General features: G+C 66.3%; 14 protein-coding genes and 1 tRNA gene. 5 read left to right on the top strand and 10 right to left on the bottom strand.

Annotated features, from left to right (window positions below; all coding sequences use genetic code 11):
* Positions 1 to 189: 189 nt before the first annotated feature.
* Positions 190 to 1,119, top strand: a complete 930-nt coding sequence (locus SCH01S_RS17285; RefSeq protein WP_046349481.1) for a PEPxxWA-CTERM sorting domain-containing protein — start codon at positions 190 to 192, stop codon at positions 1,117 to 1,119.
* Here the strand turns inward: SCH01S_RS17285 and SCH01S_RS14160 are convergent.
* Positions 1,092 to 2,543 (bottom strand): M20 family peptidase, encoded by a 1,452-nt coding sequence (locus tag SCH01S_RS14160; RefSeq protein WP_046349480.1) that lies wholly within the window; start codon positions 2,541 to 2,543, stop codon positions 1,092 to 1,094. The genes SCH01S_RS17285 and SCH01S_RS14160 overlap by 28 nt on opposite strands.
* A gap of 128 nt (positions 2,544 to 2,671) precedes the next feature.
* Positions 2,672 to 3,340: a glutathione S-transferase family protein gene (locus tag SCH01S_RS14155; protein ID WP_046349479.1), complete on the bottom strand. Its 669-nt coding sequence runs from the start codon at positions 3,338 to 3,340 to the stop codon at positions 2,672 to 2,674.
* A 38-nt stretch (positions 3,341 to 3,378) separates the two neighbouring features.
* On the opposite strand from SCH01S_RS14155, the gene SCH01S_RS14150 reads away from it, so the two are divergent.
* The gene (locus tag SCH01S_RS14150) at positions 3,379 to 3,936 is read left to right on the top strand and encodes a hypothetical protein (protein ID WP_046349478.1); all 558 of its coding nucleotides are present in this window, start codon (positions 3,379 to 3,381) and stop codon (positions 3,934 to 3,936) included.
* Here SCH01S_RS14150 and SCH01S_RS14145 read toward each other — a convergent pair.
* The 6 genes from SCH01S_RS14145 to SCH01S_RS14120 all read right to left on the bottom strand — a co-directional run bounded on the left by SCH01S_RS14145 (position 3,924) and on the right by SCH01S_RS14120 (position 13,166).
* Positions 3,924 to 4,319: a GFA family protein gene (locus SCH01S_RS14145; RefSeq protein ID WP_046349477.1), complete on the bottom strand. Its 396-nt coding sequence runs from the start codon at positions 4,317 to 4,319 to the stop codon at positions 3,924 to 3,926. The genes SCH01S_RS14150 and SCH01S_RS14145 overlap by 13 nt on opposite strands.
* Positions 4,320 to 4,494: 175 nt before the next feature.
* Positions 4,495 to 9,051, bottom strand: coding sequence for a glutamate synthase large subunit (gene gltB, locus SCH01S_RS14140; protein ID WP_046349476.1), 4,557 nt, complete (start codon positions 9,049 to 9,051; stop codon positions 4,495 to 4,497).
* Complete coding sequence (locus SCH01S_RS14135; protein ID WP_046349475.1) at positions 9,048 to 9,611, bottom strand: DUF2059 domain-containing protein; 564 nt, start codon at positions 9,609 to 9,611, stop codon at positions 9,048 to 9,050. The genes gltB and SCH01S_RS14135 overlap by 4 nt, the downstream gene beginning before the upstream one ends.
* On the bottom strand, positions 9,608 to 11,215 hold the full coding sequence (locus tag SCH01S_RS14130) for an NAD(P)-dependent oxidoreductase (protein WP_046349474.1): 1,608 nt from the start codon (positions 11,213 to 11,215) through the stop codon (positions 9,608 to 9,610). Before SCH01S_RS14130 ends, SCH01S_RS14135 begins: the two co-directional genes overlap by 4 nt.
* A 157-nt stretch (positions 11,216 to 11,372) precedes the next feature.
* On the bottom strand, positions 11,373 to 12,182 hold the full coding sequence (locus SCH01S_RS14125; RefSeq protein WP_046349473.1) for an undecaprenyl-diphosphate phosphatase: 810 nt from the start codon (positions 12,180 to 12,182) through the stop codon (positions 11,373 to 11,375).
* Positions 12,183 to 12,227: 45 nt separating this feature from the next.
* On the bottom strand, positions 12,228 to 13,166 hold the full coding sequence (locus SCH01S_RS14120; RefSeq protein WP_046349472.1) for a complex I NDUFA9 subunit family protein: 939 nt from the start codon (positions 13,164 to 13,166) through the stop codon (positions 12,228 to 12,230).
* Positions 13,167 to 13,240: 74 nt separating this feature from the next.
* Between SCH01S_RS14120 and SCH01S_RS14115 the strand changes: the two genes are divergently transcribed.
* The 3 genes from SCH01S_RS14115 (at position 13,241) to SCH01S_RS14105 (ending at position 16,044) form a co-directional block, all read left to right on the top strand.
* Positions 13,241 to 13,327: transfer RNA gene (locus SCH01S_RS14115), tRNA-Leu, on the top strand.
* A gap of 166 nt (positions 13,328 to 13,493) precedes the next feature.
* Positions 13,494 to 14,729, top strand: coding sequence for a tyrosine-type recombinase/integrase (locus tag SCH01S_RS14110; protein WP_046349471.1), 1,236 nt, complete (start codon positions 13,494 to 13,496; stop codon positions 14,727 to 14,729).
* A 136-nt stretch (positions 14,730 to 14,865) separates the two neighbouring features.
* Positions 14,866 to 16,044, top strand: a complete 1,179-nt coding sequence (locus SCH01S_RS14105; RefSeq protein WP_046349470.1) for a hypothetical protein — start codon at positions 14,866 to 14,868, stop codon at positions 16,042 to 16,044.
* Between the two features lie 326 nt (positions 16,045 to 16,370).
* Here the strand turns inward: SCH01S_RS14105 and SCH01S_RS14100 are convergent, their stop codons facing one another.
* Together SCH01S_RS14100 and SCH01S_RS14095 are read right to left on the bottom strand one after the other, a co-directional pair.
* Complete coding sequence (locus SCH01S_RS14100; protein WP_046349469.1) at positions 16,371 to 16,562, bottom strand: hypothetical protein; 192 nt, start codon at positions 16,560 to 16,562, stop codon at positions 16,371 to 16,373.
* Between the two features lie 590 nt (positions 16,563 to 17,152).
* Positions 17,153 to 18,718 carry an amidase gene (locus SCH01S_RS14095; RefSeq protein ID WP_046349581.1) on the bottom strand — a complete coding sequence of 522 codons (1,566 nt, stop codon included), beginning with the start codon at positions 18,716 to 18,718 and terminating at the stop codon, positions 17,153 to 17,155.
* Positions 18,719 to 18,724: the final 6 nt, after the last annotated feature.

The following is an 18,724-nucleotide window of genomic DNA, read 5'->3' as shown; positions in this document are numbered from 1 at the left end:
ATGCGGTTGCGCGCGTATCGGAATGAGACAGCGACTAAGCCATCTGGCCTAATGGGCGGGTCGAACGGAATACCCTAGCCTGTCAACGAGTTAGCAAAGGGTGAGTCCTGCCAGGCATCGCGTGCCTGACAGGGCGGCTCCCGCCCGACCAGGGGGCGGGCGGGAGCTTCGTTGAAAGGGGAGAATGACATGCGTTGGATTCTGTTGACCGGAGCGGCCATTGCCGCCGCCATCCCGGCTTCCGCGCCGGCCGCGACGGGCTTTTACGGCGTGCAGACGCTGGCCAGCTTGCGCGATTGCGGCGGGGCGGGCCCCACCGACGAATGTGCAGGCGGGCGGCTGCGGCGGCCGTTCGCGACAGCCGGCGGGCTGTGGCAGGCAAGCGCGGCATCCGGCTATGTCGAAACGCGCGACATCGCGCAGAATGGCTCCTTCGGCGAAGGCCGGGGAGAGCTGGCCGGCGACGGTCTCAACCTGCCGATCCTCCATGCCGTCTCTTCCGCTGCGACCGATGCGCGCGTGAATGGCAGCGCGCTGGGCTTCGCAAGCTACAACTTTACCGGCGCGGCGCCCCAACAGTTCAGCCTGAAGAGCACGCTGACGGTCGATGCCTCGAACGCCAGTCCTGACAATCCGCTGCTGCCGGGCGGCGCGTTCGTCTCCTTTTATGTCGGCATTTTCGAGACTGGCGCGTTCGTGCGCGACTATGTCGACTTTTCAGACAGGTCGATCAACATCGGGCCGGTGCTGGATTGCGGAACCGACGGGCTGCTCGCGTTCGGGTCGGCGCAGCCGGCCGCGGTGGGCGGCGCGTTCAATGTCAGCGCCACGACCCAATCCTGCGCCGGCGGGCCGCTGTTCCTGCAGCCGGGCCACAGCTATGTCGTTTACGGCAATCTCAGCATGTTCACCAATCGCGGCGGCTATCTCGACGCGCTCCACACGCTGACGACCGAACTGGATCCTGCGCTTGGCGAGCAGGCGATCGCCGAGTTGCGGAGCAGCCTGGTGTCGTCAGTGCCCGAGCCGGCCGAATGGGCGATGATGATCGGCGGATTTGGTTTGCTCGGCGGTCTCGCGCGGGCGCGCCGCTACCGCCCGCTGATCAGCCTCTCGTAAAACCCGATTGCGCGCATGAAGTCGTCGATCGCGATGCGTTCTTCATTGCCGTGGAAACGGGCGAGGTCGGCCGGGCGCATCGTCATCGGCGTGAAGCGGAGGCTCGCCGCCGCGACCGGTTCGTAGGAGCGGCCGTCGGTGGCGCCCAGCACCAGGCCCGGCGCGATCGGCACGTTCGGATAGGTCGCGCGGATCGCCGCGGCGAGCTGCTTGAACCCGGCGCTGTCGGTCGAGGCCGGCTTGCTCGGATCATGGCCGCCGGGGATCGCGCGGACGATGACCTGGGGATCGTCGACCACGTCGCGGTCCCGTGCGACGACGCTGTCGACGGTGTCGCCGGGCAGGATGCGGTGATTGACGACAGCGCGGGCGCTCTGCGGCAGGACATTGTCCTTGGTGCCGGCCTGGATGATCGTCGGCGCCGTCGTCGTGCGCAGCGCCGCCGCTGTGCGCGGGTTCTTCAGCAATTCACGGCGGATCAGCGGTTCGGTCAGCCAGCGATTGGCGATCACGGTCTTCAGCGGCTGGTCCATATAGGGCGCGAGCGACGTCAGCATGTCGCCTGTCAGGCCCTGCACCCGCGCCGGGAAGGGATCGCCGGCCAGCCGCTCGACCGCGCGGGCGACGCGCACGGCGGCATTGTCGGGCGTCGGCATCGACGAATGGCCGCCGGTGCCATTCGCATCCAGCTCGACCGAGACATAGCCTTTTTCTGCCATGCCGACGACGGCAACGGGCCGGCTGACGCCCGCGAGCACGCCGTCCAGCACCGCATAGCCTTCGTCGAGTGCAAGGCCGATCTTTGCGCCGCGCGCCTTCAGGAGCGCAGCCATCGCTTTCGCCCCGGTGCCGCCGCGCTCCTCGTCATGCCCGAAGGCGAGATAGATGGTCCGCTCAGGCCGATAACCGCGCGCGAGCAGCCGCTCTGCGGCCTCGAGGATGGCGATCACGGACATCTTGTCGTCGATCGTGCCGCGGCCCCAGACGAAGCCGTTCGCGACGGTCCCTGCGAACGGCGGGTGGGTCCATTTGCTGGCGCTCGAGCCCTCGATCGGTACGACGTCCTGGTGCGCGGCGAGCAGCAGGGCAGGGGCGTTCGGGTTCGTGCCCGGCCAGGTGAAGAGCAGGCTGTGACCGGCTACGACCTCCTTCTTCAGCGCGGCGTGCACGCGCGGGTAGCTCGCGGCCAAGTGCGCGGCGAAGGCATCGAGCACCGCATCCGGCGCGGGGGCGGCTTCGGTCGAAACGGTCGGGATACGGATCGCCTGCGCAAGGTGCTGCACAGCAGCCTGGTCGACCGGCGGCGGGGGCAGGGGCTGGCCGAGCTTTTCGGGGCGGAGGCGGGCGGTGTTGATCGCGAAGATGGCGATGAGGATGAGGAGCAGGGCGCCGACGATTGCCAGGCCGCGACCAAAAAGTCTCATGCTGTCCCCCACTCGGTTTGGGCTGAGCTTGTCGAAGCCCTCCCTTTCTTGTTTCCCCAACTCACTAGAGGGGAAGGGAGGCTTTCGACAAGCTCAGGCCAAACCGGTTGCGACGGTCGCGAGTGCCGTCAGAAATCCACCTTGTCGTAATGCTGGGGCGGGCTGATCACTTCCATGCGCTCGCTCAGCAGCGGCCGGAAGCTGGGGCGGCTCTTCAGGCCCGAATACCAGCGCTTGGTCTGCTCGTGGCCGCGCCAGTCGATGCCGCCCAGATAATCGGCGACGGAGATGTGCGCGGCGGCGGTCAGGTCGGCGAGGCTCATCGTCGCGCCGCCGAGCCAATTGCGGTGGTCCAACAGGTAATCGGTATAATCGAGGTGGTTGAGCGCCAGCTTCATCGCCTCGCGCAGCACGCGCGCGTCGGGGCTCAAGCGATCGATCAGGCGCTTTTTCATCCGCTCGTGCATCAGGGGAGCGACCACGTCCGCGAAGAATTGCTCGTCGAACCACGCGACCAGCCGCCGGATTTCGGCGCGGTTGATCGCGGTGCCGTTGATCATCGGCGCCTTGTTGACGGTCTCCTCGAAGAACTCGCAGATCGCCCAGCTGTCGATCAGGACAGTGCCCTTGTCGTCCACCATCACGGGTGTGCGGCCGGCGGGGTTCATGTCGAGGAATTCGTCGCGCCGTTCCCAGGGGGACTCGCGGACGAGATCATAGCCGACGCCTTTTTCGCCCAGCAGCAGCCGGACCTTGCGCGAAAAGGGGCAGAGCGGGAATTGGAACAGTTGCCACATCGTCGTTCGTGTTAGGCAGGAAGGCGGCGGGGGGGAAGATGCTGACTGTCCTGTTCATAACCGCGTTGGCGATCGGAGTGACGGCATTCGGCGCGCGCTGGCCCTGGGCGGCGGCGCTGACGGCCGTGCTCGCCGCCTGGGCAATGACGCGGCTGCCGGACCTGGACCTGATGCTGGGCCTCGGCCACCGCAGCGGGCTGACGCACAGCGTGTTTCCGGTCGGGGTCGCCTGTGCGCGGCGCCGCTGGTGGCCGCTTGCGGCGGGACTGGCGCTCGGGCTCGGCCTGCATCTGTCGGCCGACATGTTCCCCAACGCGATGCGGGGATATGCGACGATCAAGCTGCCGGGGCTCGGCTCGATCGGCGCCGATGCCTCGTATCTCTGGCTTGCGGTCAATGCAGCCGCCGCCCTGCTGCTTGGGGCGTGGCTGCTCGGTCGCGTGCTTCCGCCCAAGGCCGCGCTCGCCGTGCTCGGCGCGATTGCGCTGCTTGGCATCGCCTATCTGCTCGCGACCGACGGCGGCTGGTGGGCGCTGGCGATGTTCGGCGGCGCCGGCTGGCTGGCGTTCCGGCGCCCCGCGGCTCAGCCCGGATAGCGCTCGAACTTCGGCAGCTCGTCCAGTCTCTCCGTCCAGCGCAGATGCTCCGCATATTGAATCTGGGCGGCCGGCGGCACGGCCTCGGGATCGTCGAGCGTCGCGCTCTGGATGTCGGTGATGCCGGGCAGGACGGTGTCATTGGTATAGAATAGCCCCGTCCCGCAATCCGGGCAGAAATGGCGCCGCCCGTGGTCGGACGAGGCGTGGACCTTGGGCTCGCCCTTGGTGACGCTCACGCCGTCCGACTTATAGGCGATCCAGCCGACCATCGGCGCGCCGGACGAACGGCGGCAATCATAGCAATGGCAGATCGCGTGGTGCAGCACCTCGCCCTCGGCCACATACCGCACGCCTCCGCACTGACATCCGCCGGTCGCCATCTCGTCTCTCGCTCTCGTTTCTGTTTTGTTCTAATCCTCGGCAGGCGGCATTGCAAGAATGGTCTCGCACGAAGGGCACGAAGGGCACAAAGGTAAGAAGAAGCGGGATTCCGGCTTTCGCCGGAATGGCGGGGTGACCTCTTCGTGTCCTTTGTGCCCTTCGTGCGAGACAACTTCACTCCGCCGCCACGAGCTCCGCTTCATCCGACAGAGGCACCTCCAGCCGCCTCAGCATTTCCTTCGGTACAACCTGCCAGAAGCGGTCACGCCAGCGGTCCCATTCGTCGAGGATGCCGTGCGCCCATTTGCTGTCGGTTGCCTCGGCATGCTCGGCGATCAGTGCGCGGAGCTTCGTCTCCCAATGGCGCGAGGCGAGGCGTTGCCAGACGATGCTGTCCGGGTTGGCGCTGCGCTCGAAACCCCCGTCCTCATCCAGCACGAACGCCATGCCGCCGGTCATGCCCGCGCCGAAGTTCCGCCCGACGCTGCCCAGGATCACGGCCATGCCGCCGGTCATGTATTCGCAGCCATTGGCGCCGCAGCCTTCGACGACCACAGTCGCCCCCGAATTGCGGACCGCGAAGCGCTCGCCCGCCTGGCCGGCCGCGAACAATTTGCCTGCCGTCGCGCCATAGAGGACGGTGTTGCCGATGATCGTGTTCTCGTGGCTGACGAGCGGCGAGCTGACCATCGGCCGGAGGATGATCGTGCCGCCGGACAGGCCCTTGCCGACATAGTCGTTGGCGTCGCCGAACACTTCGATCCGTACGCCCTTGCACAGGAACGCGCCCAATGACTGGCCGGCGGAGCCGCGCAGCCGCACATGCACATGCCCGTCAGCCAGCGCCGACATGCCGAAGCGCTGCACGATCTCGGCCGAAAGACGCGTGCCGACGGCGCGGTGCGTGTTGCGCACATTATAGGTCAGCTGCATCCGCTCGCCGCGATCGAACACGGCGCGCGCGTCGGCGATCATCTGCGCGTCGAGGCTGTCCGGCACTTCGTTGCGGAACGTGGCGAGGCTGAACCGCCGCTCGAAATCCTCGGCGTCGACCTTGGCGAGGATCGGATTCAGGTCGAGATCGTCGAGATGCTCGGCGCCGCGGCTGACCTGGCGGAGCAACTCGGTGCGGCCGATCACCTCGTCGAGCGAGCGGAAGCCCAGCCGCGACAGGATCTCGCGCACTTCCTCGGCGATGAAGGTCATCAGGTTGATGACCTTTTCCGGGCTGCCGGTGAATTTGGATCGCAGTCGCTCGTCCTGCGTGCAGACGCCGACCGGGCAGGTGTTCGAATGGCACTGGCGCACCATGATACAGCCCATCGCGACGAGGCTGAGGGTGCCGATGCCATATTCCTCAGCGCCGAGGATCGCCGCGATGACGATGTCGCGCCCGGTCTTGAGGCCGCCATCGGTCCTGAGCTTGATGCGGCCGCGCAGGCCGTTCAGCGTCAACGTCTGGTTGACTTCGGAAAGGCCCATTTCCCACGGCGTGCCCGCATATTTGATGCTCGTCTGCGGGCTGGCGCCCGTCCCGCCGACATGGCCGGAGACGAGGATCACGTCCGCATGCGCCTTGGCGACGCCCGCCGCGACGGTGCCGATCCCCGCGGAACTCACCAGCTTCACGCACACACGCGCGCGCGGGTTGATCATCTTCAGGTCGTAGATCAGCTGCGCCAGATCCTCGATCGAGTAGATGTCGTGGTGCGGCGGCGGGCTGATCAGACTCACGCCGGGCGTCGAGTGGCGCAGCCGCGCGATCATGTCGGTGACCTTGAAGCCGGGGAGCTGCCCGCCTTCGCCGGGCTTCGCGCCCTGGGCGATTTTGATCTCGATCTCCTCGCACGCGCCCAGATATTCGGCAGTGACGCCGAACCGGCCCGAGGCGATCTGCTTGATCACCGAGTTCGCATTGTCGCCGTTGGCGCGGGGCTTGTAGCGCGACGGGTCCTCGCCGCCTTCGCCGGAGACGGCCTTGGCGCCGATGCGGTTCATCGCGATCGCCAGCGTCTCGTGCGCCTCGGGGCTGAGCGCGCCGAGGCTCATGCCGGGCGTCACGAAGCGCTTGCGGATTTCGGTGATCGCCTCGACCTGATCGATCGGCACCGGCTGCGGCGCGAAGTTGAACTCGAGCAGGTCGCGCAGATAGACCGGCGGCAGATCGCGCACGCCGCGCGAAAATTGCAGATAGGTCGAATAGCTGTCGGTCGCGACCGACGTCTGCAGCAGGTGCATCAGCTGCGCGAAATAGGCGTGCGTCTCGCCGCCGTGGCGCTGACGATAGAAGCCGCCGATCGGCAGCGTCGTCACCGCGCTGTCGAACGCCGCCTGGTGCCGCATCTGGGCATTCAGGTGCAGCGACGCATAGCCTTCGCCCGAGATTTTGGCGGGCATGCTGGGGAACAGGTCATTGACCAGCGCGCGGCTGAGCCCGACGGCTTCGAAATTATAACCGCCGCGATAGCTGGAGATCACCGCGATCCCCATCTTCGACATGATCTTCAGCAGCCCGTCGCCGATCGCTTTCTTGTAGCGGGCGACGCAATCCTCGAGCGTGCGCGTGCCGAACAGGCCGCGCGCGTGCCGGTCCGCGATCGACGCCTCGGCTGCCCAAGCGTTCACCGTCGTCGCGCCGACGCCGATCAGCACCGCGAAATAATGCGTGTCCAGGCATTCGGCCGAGCGGACGTTCACTGACGCGTAGGAGCGCAGCCCCTTGCGGACCAGATGCGTGTGCACCGCGGCGGCGGCGAGGATCATCTGGATCGCCATCCGGTCCGGACCGATGCCTTCGTCGGTCAGGAACAGCTCGGTCTTGCCTTCGCGCACCGCGCGCTCGGCTTCGGCGCGGATGGCGGCGATCGCGGCGCGCAGCTGCTCGGGGCCGCCCTCGGCCGGATAGGTGCAGTCGATCACCGCCGCTTGGGCGCCGAAATGGGCCTTCAGCCGCTCCCAGTCCGCGCAGCTCAGCACCGGCGAGTCTAGGACCAGCACGTTCGAGCCCTGGCCCTCGACATCGAGGATGTTGGCGAGGTTCCCGAACCGCGTCTTGAGGCTCATGACCTGCGTTTCGCGCAGGGAATCGATCGGCGGGTTGGTGACCTGGCTGAAATTCTGGCGGAAGAATTGGCTGATCAGCCGCGGCCGGTCGGAAATGACGGCGAGCGGCGTATCGTCGCCCATCGATCCGACCGCTTCCTTCGCATCCTCGACCATCGGCGAGAGGATCAGCTCCATGTCTTCCAGCGTCTGGCCGGCCGCGACCTGCAGGCGCGCGAGCGCGGCGCGGTCCATAGCCGCTCCGCTGTGCTCCGGCGAAGGCCGGAGCCCTGCGCCCATCGCTCCGGCCTTCGCCGGAGCACTCGGGAGTGGCAGGTCATCGAAGCGGCGAAAGCCGGCGATCATCTGCTGATAGGGATGCTCGGCCGCGATCCTCGCCTTGATCGCGCGGTTCTCCAGCACTTCGCCGGCATCGAGGTCGACGGCGATCATTTCGCCGGGGCCGAGCCGTCCCTTGCGGATTACGGTCGCTTCGGGGACCACGACCATGCCTGCCTCTGAGCCGACGATCAGCAGGCCATCGATGGTCTGGGTGAAGCGTAAGGGACGGAGCGCGTTGCGGTCCATGCCCGCGACCGCCCAGCGACCGTCGGTCATCGCCAGCGCCGCCGGCCCGTCCCACGGCTCCATCACCGAGGCGAGATAGGCGTACATCGCCTTCTGCTCGTCGGGCAGGTCCGCCGCGTGCCACGCTTCCGGCACCAGCATGATCTTGGCGGTGGGCGCGTCGCGGCCGGATCGGCAGATCGCCTCGAACACCGCATCGAGCGCCGCGGTGTCCGATGCGCCGGCGGGGATCACCGGCTTGATGTCCTCGGACGCTTCCCCGAAGGCAAGCGACGCCATCTTGATCTCGTGGCTCTTCATCCAGTTCGTGTTGCCGCGGATCGTGTTGATCTCGCCATTATGGGCGAGACAGCGGAACGGCTGGGCCAGCCACCATTGCGGGAAAGTGTTGGTCGAATAGCGCTGGTGGAAGATCGCGACGCGGCTTTCGAACCGCTCGTCGGTGAGGTCAGGATAGAAAAGGCTGAGCGATTCCGCGAGGAACAGGCCCTTGTACACGATCGACCGGCAGGAGAGCGAGCAGACATAGAAGCCCGCAATCTGCGCCGCGATCACTTGTCTCTCGATCCGCCGGCGAACGAGATAGAGATTTTTTTCGAACTCGGCCGCGCTTTGCTCGTCAGGAAGCGGGCCGGCGATCATGATCTGCTCGATCTCTGGCCGGGTCGCCTGGGCCTTCTGGCCGATCACGGAGATGTCGACCGGCACCTGCCGCCAGCCATAGATGGTGTAGCCGGCGTCGATTACCTCCGCCTCGACGATCGTCCGGCACGTCTCCTGCGCGGCAAGGTCCGTGCGCGGCAGGAAGATCATGCCGACCGCCAGCCGGTTCGGCAGCACCGTGTGACCCGAGCCCTCGATCGCGTCGTCGAAGAAGCGGGTGGGGAGGTCGAGGTGGAGCCCCGCGCCGTCGCCGGTCTTCCCGTCCGCATCGACCGCGCCCCGGTGCCACACGGCCTTGAGTGCATCGATGGCGGAAGAAACGACGCGGCGGGAGGGTCGGCCGTCGGTTGCGGCGATCAGCCCGACACCGCAGGCGTCCGACTCGAATTCCGGCCGGTACATGCCCTCGCGGGCGAGGCGTTCGCGCTCGTCGATCATGACTTGGTTGGCTGCCTGCTTGGCAGCATCTCCTTTTCGGCGCGTTCGAACGCACGGCGACCCGCTTCTTCGCCGGCCGCGCGGCCGATTTCGCGGCCGGCCGCGGTCAAGCGGTTCTGCAGCTCGGGCATTATAGTCAGCGCCTTTGCGCCCGTCCCCGAGCTGTAGAAAGCGATCATGTCGCGGAGTTCGGCCAGCGTGAATGCCTGTGCGTATTCGACGGCGGCCCGATCCTTCAGTTGCGGATAACGCGCCCGGATCGACTTCATGAACTCGTCGGCAATGATCGCGACTAGCCGGGCCTGGCCGCCCTCGCCCTGGTTTATCAGAAGATCGTATCCGGCCTTGGTCGCGGGATCCGCCTGCAGTATGCCGATCACGGCTTGACCGAAAATCGGCGTCAGCTGTGCAAACATCCGATCATAAGTGTCTTCCAGCTTCAATAGCCCGATGAGCTGTCGGGCGGCGGCCACTCGCTCCTGATCGACCATCTGCGCCGGCGCGGCCGTGGGGGCCACTGCCACGGGCTGAGCCAGCAGAATGAGTAACGAGATGATCATGCCGCGATCCTTTCGCGTCGGGTTGAGGAAATCGTGCGCCCCCTCAGCCAAGCGCGCATCTTCTCGGCCACGTCGCGCCCGTCACGGATCGCCCAGACGACGAGGCTCGCGCCGCGGACGATGTCGCCCGCCGCGAACACGCCGTCGATCGATGTCATCATGCTCTGGTGATCGATCCGCAGCGTGCCCCAGCGGGTGACGCCGAGCTCGGGCGTGCCGAACATCGCCGGAAGCTCTTCGGGATCGAAGCCGAGCGCCTTGATGACGAGGTCGGCATCCAGCCGGAAGCCGCCTGCCACATCCGGCTCCGGCATCCGCCTGCCGCTCGCATCCGCCGCGCCGAGGCGCATGCGGGTCGCGCGGACGCCCGAGACCCAGCCATTTGCCGCCGCCTCGAAGGCTTCGGGCGCGGACAGCCAGAGGAATTCGACGCCCTCTTCCTCCGCATGCGCGACTTCGCGCTGCGATCCCGGCATGTTGGCGCGGTCGCGGCGATAGAGGCACTTCACCGACGCGGCGCCCTGGCGAACGGCCGTGCGTACGCAATCCATCGCCGTGTCGCCGCCGCCGATCACCACGACGCGCTTGCCCGCCGCGTTCAGCGCGCCATTGTCGAACGCAGGCACCCGGTCGCCGAAGCCCTTGCGGTTGGACGCGATCAGATAATCGAGCGCTTCGACGATGCCGGAAGGCGTGCCGCCCAGATCCTCCCCTGAAAGGGGAGGGGGACCAGCCGAAGGCTGGTGGAGGGGTGTCCAGGCCGGAGATAATTTGCCGCCGCTGACACCCCTCCGTCGCGCTTCGCGCGCCACCTCCCCTTGCAGGGGAGGATTTAAGGCTATGACAGTCGGTATCTTCACCCCCCGCGGCTTATACACGCCGGTCGCGATCAGCAGCGCGTCGTGGCGGGCGCGAAGATCGGCAAAGGGAAGGGCGCCGCCCACCTCGCTGCCCAAATGGAACACGATGCCGCCACCCTCCAGCCGAGCGATGCGGCGCATCACCACCTCCTTCTCCAGCTTGAAACCGGGGATGCCATAGGTGAGCAGCCCGCCGGCGCGGTCGTGCCGGTCATAGACGTGCACGTCGTGGCCCGCCGCGCGCAGATATTCGGCCGCGGTCAGCCCGGCGGGGCCGGCGCCGACGATGCCCACCGACTGGCCCGTCGGGCGGCCCGGGCGCAGCGGCTCGACCCAACCTTCCTCCCAGGCGGTATCGGTGATGAATTTCTCGACCGAGCCGATCGTCACCGCGCCGTGGCCGGAGAATTCGATCACGCAATTGCCTTCGCACAGCCGATCCTGCGGGCAGATGCGGCCGCAGATCTCCGGCATCGTCGAGGTCGCGTTCGACAACTCGTACGCTTCCTGCAGCCGCCCCTCCGCGGTCAGGCGAAGCCAGTCGGGGATGTGGTTGTGGAGCGGACAATGGACGGAGCAATAGGGCACGCCGCACTGCGAACAGCGCGCCGACTGCGCCTCGGCCTCGGCCGGCGGATAGCGACCGGCGATCTCATGAAAGTCCTCGGCGCGCAGTTCCGGCGGGCGCTTCGCCGGATAGGCCTGCGCCGTTCCCACGAATGTCAGCATCGGGCTTTCGGCCATCGCCACCTCCCTCGCCCGATATATCGCAGCGGCCGGAGAGGGGAGTCACGTGGAAAAATGGTGTTATGTCAGCAATGCTGACTATATTGGGGACCGTCCGCGGCTAAGCTCCTGTCTAGGTGCATCAACTAAGATGAAGATGGGTCCGGTTCCGGACCTATCTGGCGAGGAGCCAGACCAGCGCCGCGCTGCCGGCAATGATGCGATACCAGGCGAAGGGCGCGAATCCCCGCTTCGAAATCAGGCCGACGAACCAGCGGATCACCACGATCGCGACCAGGAACGCGACGACGAACCCGACGCCGACCAGCCCCCAATCGACCGCCCCGGAGGTCAGCGCCTCGCGGTTCTTCAGCGCCTCCAGCGTGGTCGCGCCGAGCATCGTCGGCACCGCGAGGAAGAAGCTGAACTCGGCTGCCGTGCGCCGTTCGACGCCAAGCGCCAGCGCGCCCATGATCGTCGCGCCGGAGCGGCTGACGCCGGGGATCATCGCCAGGCACTGGATCACGCCGATGCCGAGCGCACGGCTCGCGGGCATCGCGGCGACGCCGGGCTCGATCGTCGCGCGCTTCACCGCGGCCTCGATCACCAGGATCGCAATGCCGCCCAGGATCAGCGCGACCGCGACCACGATCGCGTTGCCGAGGAGCGCCTCGACCTGCTTGTGGAGCAGAAAGCCGATCACCGCCGCCGGCAGGAAGGCAAGCAGCAGGTTGCTGAGGAAGCGCCAGCTGGTCGGCTCGCGCTGGAACAGGCCCGTCGCCACCGCCCAGAAGGTTCGCCAGTACAGCACGATCACCGCCAGGATCGCGCCCAGCTGGATGACCACGTTGAAGGTCGCCCAGGTCTCGGCCTTGTAGCCCAGCAGTTCGGACGCAAGGATCAGGTGGCCGGTGGAGGAGACCGGCAGGAACTCCGTCAGCCCCTCGACGATGCCGAGCAGGATGGCGGTCAGGAGAAGGGGCATATGCGACCTTTCAGGATTGAGCGCCTAAGCTCGGTCTGGATTGAATCAGCGCTCGGCGGTCCGCACCGCGCCGAACCGGCCGTGCCTGCGGTACTGAACCAGCCAGCCCGGCGCGACTGCGGCGAGAGGCGTCGGCGTGATCCCGAACGCGTCGAGCCCCTGCGCGCCGGCTGCGGCGACATTGTCGCGCTGGAGCATCAGCCACTGATCCCAGGTGATCGGCGCGCCCGGCGCCCAGCCGCCTGCGCGCGCCATCGCCGCCGTGACCGCGTCGGGCATGTCGATGAAGTGAGGCGAGCGGCCGGTCCACTCCGCCAGGCGGCGGAGCAGCGCCGCCATCGTCATCGGCTCGGGGCCGGCGATATCGAAGGACGCGCCACCATAAGCCTGCGGGTCGGCGACGGCCTTCGCGATCGCCTGCGCCAGGTCGGCGACGAAGACCGGCTGGAACTTCGTTTCCGCCCGCACCACCGGCACGATCGGCCATTTCAGCATCTGGGCGAAGCGGTTGGTGAAGCCGTCCTCGCGTCCGAACACCAGCGACGGGCGGACAATGGTCGCGCCGGGAAAGGCGTCGCGGACGGCGGCTTCGCCTTCGCCCTTGCTGCGGCCATAGCGTGACGGCGAATCGGGATCGGCGCCGATCGCCGACAGATGGACCAGCGCGCGCGCTCCCGCCGTGCGGGCCGCCTTTGCGACGTTCCGCGCGCCGTCGGCGTGGATGCCGTTGAAATCGCCCTTCAGCACGCCGACGAGGTTCACGACAGCGTCGGAGCCGGCCACCGCGCGGTGCACCAGCTCTTCGCTCTGAACATCCGCCGCAAGGAACTGGATCCGGCCGATGCGGCCGCGCCGCAGGAAGAAGGCGGCTTTCGGATTGCGCTGGACGATGCGCACGCGCGCGCCTGCATCGAACAATTGCTGGACGAGGTAGCGGCCGACAAATCCGCCGCCGCCGAACACCGTGACGATCGCGTCTCTCATATCCGCGCCCTTGCCCCGCCGAAGTCCGGTTGACAAGCGCGCTCGCGCCCGCTTAAGCGCGCCGCCTACCCCGTGCCCAGGTGGCGGAATTGGTAGACGCACCAGCTTCAGGTGCTGGCGCTCGCAAGGGCGTGGAGGTTCGAGTCCTCTCCTGGGCACCATTTGTTCTTCCGGCACCGTCCGGGAACGTCTCGAAAATGGCTGAAATCCGCCGTTTCTTGTGCTATAAGCGTCCGGCGAAATCCGGGCGGATACGGCACCAATCGAGAACATTTCGGGTATCTCGTGAGGTATCGTTCTCCTCCCTTTTTGGAGGCGATACCCCAGATGGGCACCCTCTTTGCCACGACCGTCGCCGGCGCCAAGCCGACTGAAAAGGACTATAAGCTGACCGACGGCGCCGGGCTATACCTGCTCGTCCGGCCGAACGGGTCGAAGCTCTGGCGCTTCAATTACGTCTACCACGGCAAGCATCGCACGCTGGCCTTCGGCGCCTGGCCGGACGTCGGCCTTGCGGATGCGCGCGGCAAGCGTGACGGGGCACGCCGCCTGATCGCGGCCGGGCTCGATCCGTCGCACGAGGAAAAGGTCGCACGGGCCAAGGCGTGCGTCGACGAGAACGACACCTTCAAGAGCATCGCCAAGGAGTGGGTCGCGAAGAACGAGCGCGAGGGCATGGCCGAGATCACGTTAGCCAAGATCCGCTGGCTGCTCGACAAGGCCTATCCGAAGATCGGCACACGCCCGATCGCCAAGATCACCGCCCAGGAAGTGCTGGCGGTGCTGCGCTCCGTCGAGGCCACCGGGCGCTACGAAAGCGCGCGGCGGATGCGCAGCGTGCTCGGTCGCGTCTTCCGCTATGCCATTGCCACCGCACGCGCCGAGCGCGATCCCGCCGGCGACCTGCGCGGCGCGCTCACCGTGCCCAAGACCAAACATCTCGCGGCGATCACGACCGCCAGCCGCGCGGGCGAGCTGATGCGCGCGATCGAGGGCTATACCGGCCATGCGATCACGCTCTATGCGCTGCGGCTCTCGGCGCATCTGTTCGTGCGCCCGGGCGAACTCAGGCAGGCCGAATGGAGCGAATTCGATTTCGATCGCTCGGTCTGGAACCTGCCGGCGGAGAAAATGAAGATGCGGCGCGCGCACCGCGTGCCGCTGTCTCGCCAGGTGGTCGGCCTGTTCGAGGAGCTCTGGGAGCTGACCGGGACCGGCCGCTATTGCTTCCCGTCGTTCCGCAGCGATCGGCGCCCGATGTCGGAAAACACCGTCAACGCGGCGCTGCGCGCCCTCGGCTTCGGGCAGGAGGAAATGACCGCCCATGGCTTTCGCGCGATGGCCGCGACCCTGCTCAACGAGTGCGGCCACTTTCATCCCGACGCAATCGAACGGCAGCTCGCGCACATGGAAAACGACGGCGTGCGGCGGGCCTATACCCGCGGCGAATATTGGGACGAGCGAGTCAGGATGATGCAGTTCTGGTCGGACGAACTTGACCGGCTGCGCAGCGGCGCCAAGCTGCTCAAGCCAAATTTCGGCGGACGACGGGCAGTCGGCTGATTTCCGATCGGGTCGGACGTAGCTGAACACCTGTGTTCAAGCCGGCCAATTCCGCACATCAATCCCGCTGACAGGAACTCTCGATGGCCATACGTCTGACGCGCGCCGAGCTCCATGCTCTCGTTTGGGATCGCCCATGACCAAGCTTGCCAAGGAGTTCAGCCTGTCCGACGTCGCCCTCCACAAGATTTGCCGAAAATATCACATCCCGACGCCGCCCGTAGGGTACTGGGCCAAAAAAGCGCACGGCAAACCGGTGAAGCTGGCGCCGCTTCCTACCGACAAGGCGAGTGGTGCGTCCGATGCGGTCCTTGTCATTCACGAAGGGGCCGGGACCAGCGAAAGCGAAGCCATGTCAGAGGCCCGAGCGCAGGCTTTGAACGGATTGGCCGAGCGCTCTAGTTCCGAGCACCAGCCAGTCAGCCCGATAATCACCCGGACGATAGAAAAGCTGGGCAAGGCGAGGCCAGACCGGCTGGGACTGGTCAATGTCAGTGGAGGCCGCCTGATCACGGCCGCGATGCGGCCCGACTCCGCAGAACGGGCGCGTAAGGTGCTGGAGGCCCTCGATGCTGCCGCGCAGGCGGCGGGCTTCAGCCTTGGCTACGAGGGCGACCGGGCGGCTTGGCGCGCCCGTGGCGAGCATGTCGGCTTCGAAATCGCCGAGGTCGCCGATCGCTACGAGCATACGCCGACCGAAGCCGAGCTGAAGGCCGTGGCAAAGTGGGAGGCCGAAGAAGAAGCCCGCTTCAAGCGCTACGGCTACAGGAGCGGCTATGGCCGTCCGCAAATTCCGGAATGGGAACAGCGCTTCGAAGGGAGACTGGCGGTGCGACTCGAAGAAGTCAGGATCCGTACCGAGAACCAGTATTGGGGACCGACCATTCCCCGCACGTTCACCGACACGAAGACGCGTGACCTGCTGAACATGATTCCCAGGATCATGTCGACAATCGCGGCGATCGGAGTCGCCAAGCGCGAGAACAGGGAGGCGGACGAGCGGCGGCGAATTGCAGATGAGCAGGCGGCCATTCGGCGAGCGGAACAGGAGCGGCGCGCCCGGGTCGAACGACAGCGAACGGACCTGCTCGAACGACTCCTGGACGACCACGGCAAGCTTGTCAGGCTCGAGGCTTTCGTCGCGGCCTTCCGAGCGCCAACGCCCGATCCGTCGGAATTTCCACATACGGCGCGGTTCCGCCTATGGCTGGAGGAGCGCCTCGCCAGATTGCGCGCGAGCTTGGCCTCAGGCGCGGTCGAAGACCGCCTGTCGCGATCCTCCTTGTTCGAAGAAGACTTGCTCGGCCGAGAGTGATCCAGGGACGACGAGGCCGGATAAGGCATGGCCGTCGCAAGCGGCATTGCTGTTCGACACTGGGTCGAATGTGGCTCAGCCTGCCGATGCAAGCCAGCCGATCCGAAGAGTGGGCTTATGCCCTTGTCGCCGCGTGAATCATGCTTTGCTTCCTGCGCTTGCTGCTGGGCGATCTGACGTTGCTGTGGCGACGTGATGCGGCTCCGGCGGGTTCGTGCCGTCATTAGTGGTCGGCATGGTAATTCCCCCTGTTTTGCCGTGCCGGCCCGCGTTCGTCACGTGCGCGGAGGCTCCGCTGGCACGCCTGCTGGCGGAGCCATTCACGCTCAAGCTGGCTTGGCCCCGGGAGCGCCGCACTTTGCGAACTTGCCCTTGGCATCTTTGCAGCGCTTCGGTGCCGGCGCGCTCTTCTCCGGGCATTTGACAAATTTGCCCTTGGCGTCGCGGCACGGCGCCGAGAACGCGGGCGATCCGGCCAGGGTGGCCAGCGCGACGGCGATCACAATCTTGTGCAGCATTGTCCCTCCAGTCGGAGCCTTGGATGCTCCGACGTAAAGACGACGCTGCGCGAAAAACCCACACCCGCGGCATGGCAACGACAGGGTGCCAGGCGTCGACATCGGTCGCGCGTGTTGAGATAGAAAAAAGAAGTCTCACTGCTCCGCGACTTGGAGTCGCCATCGCTAGGGACCGTTTTGCGCCCATTGCAGCCCTTATCAGTGAGCGTGCGTCTCGTCCGCTTCCCGCCTCTATTCCGACCATCGCGCGATCTCAAAGCGATGCTGGAAGCTGAAATTCGCGCTGCTGCTGAGACGTCTCATCGGTGTTGGCGGGCAGAAACAAGGGCTTAAGCTCAAGCGCTTCGCAGATATGACCGAGCCTCAGCGATGCTGTAGCGATACGGGCCCCGCCAAAGACCTACCCTGCAGTTTACTTGACCGAACGCCAGGCGCAATGAAGTGGATCGGTTACCCGAGCCAGGAGTTCCACACAGGACGGCGCATCCTCATAGTGGTCTGCAGCAAACGGGTCGTTATCGATCATTTCCGTCCGCGTCGGCTGTGGTCGTGCCCATGGGCAGGCGCGGCGAAGCGGGCGCCCTCCTTGATCACGGCCGTTCGGCCGGCCCCGGGATGCCTTCGGAGTCGCCAGGCGGTTGGCGACGTTTTGTCCGCTGCTCATAGGCGTAGCCAAGGGCCAATATATCCGCGTCGTCCCAGGCCGTGCCGATGAAGGAAAGGCCAACAGGAAGGCCATGGACCAGCCCCATCGGTACCGTAAGGTGCGGATATCCCGCCACGGCGGCCAAACTGCCCGCCCCCCCGCCGCCGACATGATCGCCGTTGATGAGATCGGTGGTCCAAGACGGTCCCGTGGTCGGCGCGATCAGTGCGTCCAGCTGATGCGCCTTGAGCAGTGCGTCGATCCCCTCAGGGCCGGCAAGGCTCCGCGCAGTCATACGCGCCTTCAGATATTCGGGATCGCTGAGACCCTTGGTTTCGACACTTTGCTCGAACCGTTCCTGCCCGAACCAGCGCAACTCGGTCGACGCGTTCTCGCGATTGAACGCGATCACGTCTGCCAGGCTGCGAGTGTGCACCTTTTTGGGGTCGGTGGAGGAAAGATATGCGTCGAGGTCGGCCTTGAGTTCCGTCATCAGGACGACCTGCTCGGCGTCTCGAATCTGCGCCCGATTGGGCATGGCATCGATCTCGACCAGTTCGGCGCCGGCGGCTTGCAGGTCCTTCAGAGCCGCATCGAACAGCCGGACGGTTTCCGGGCTCGGACCCACCGCAAAACGAAGGACGCCCAATCGCTTGCCCTTAAGCGCATCCGGCGAAAGGGCAGCCGCAAAATTTGTCCGGTGCCTATCTGAGTCTGCTGTGGCAGGATCGGCCGGGTCGCTGCCGGCCATGGCGGTCAGCAAAAGCGCAGCGTCGCGCACGGTGCGCGCCATTGGTCCTGCCGTGTCCTGGCTATGAGAGATCGGGACGACATAGGTGCGGGAGACGAGTCCGACTGTGGGCTTGAGTCCCACAATGCCGTTCACGGCCGCCGGGCAGGTAACCGAGCCGTCGGTCTCCGTCCCCACTGCGGCGGCGGCCAGGCTAGCAGCTGCCGCTGCGCCGCTTCCGGAGCTCGAGCCGCAGGCGTTCCTGTCAAGCGCGTATGGGTTCTTGGTCAGGCCGCCAACAGCGCTCCAGCCGCTCGACGATCGAGTGGACCGAATATTGGCCCATTCCGAGAGATTCGTCTTGCCGAGAATTATCGCTCCGGCCGCCCTAAGCCGAGCAACCAATGGCGCATCGCGTCCGGAAACATTGTCCTTTAGAGCGAGCGATCCGGCCGTGGTCGGCAACCTGTCCTTCGTCTCGATATTGTCCTTGATCAAGACAGGGATGCCATGGAGCGGCCCGCGAACGCGCCCCGCCCGTCGTTCGTCGTCAAGTGCGCGCGCCTGGGCCAAGGCGTCCGGGTTGATCGCAATCACGCTGTTGATCGCCGGCCCCGCCCGGTCGATTTCCGTGATCCGCTCCAGATAGTCCTGCACCAGCGCGCGCGACGTGGTTTGTCCGCTCGCGAGCATGTCGTCCATCTCCGAGATGGAGCGTTCGACGATCAGCGAATCCGGCGAGGAGGCGGCAAGCGCCGTCGAGGACAATCCGGCGAGCATCAAGGC

Source organism: Sphingomonas changbaiensis NBRC 104936 (genome assembly GCF_000974765.1).
In the GTDB taxonomy this organism is placed as follows: Bacteria; Pseudomonadota; Alphaproteobacteria; order Sphingomonadales; family Sphingomonadaceae; genus Sphingomonas_B; species Sphingomonas_B changbaiensis.
The sequence above is the reverse complement of the archived record's forward strand: the minus strand, read 5'-3'. Positions and strand labels throughout refer to the sequence as shown.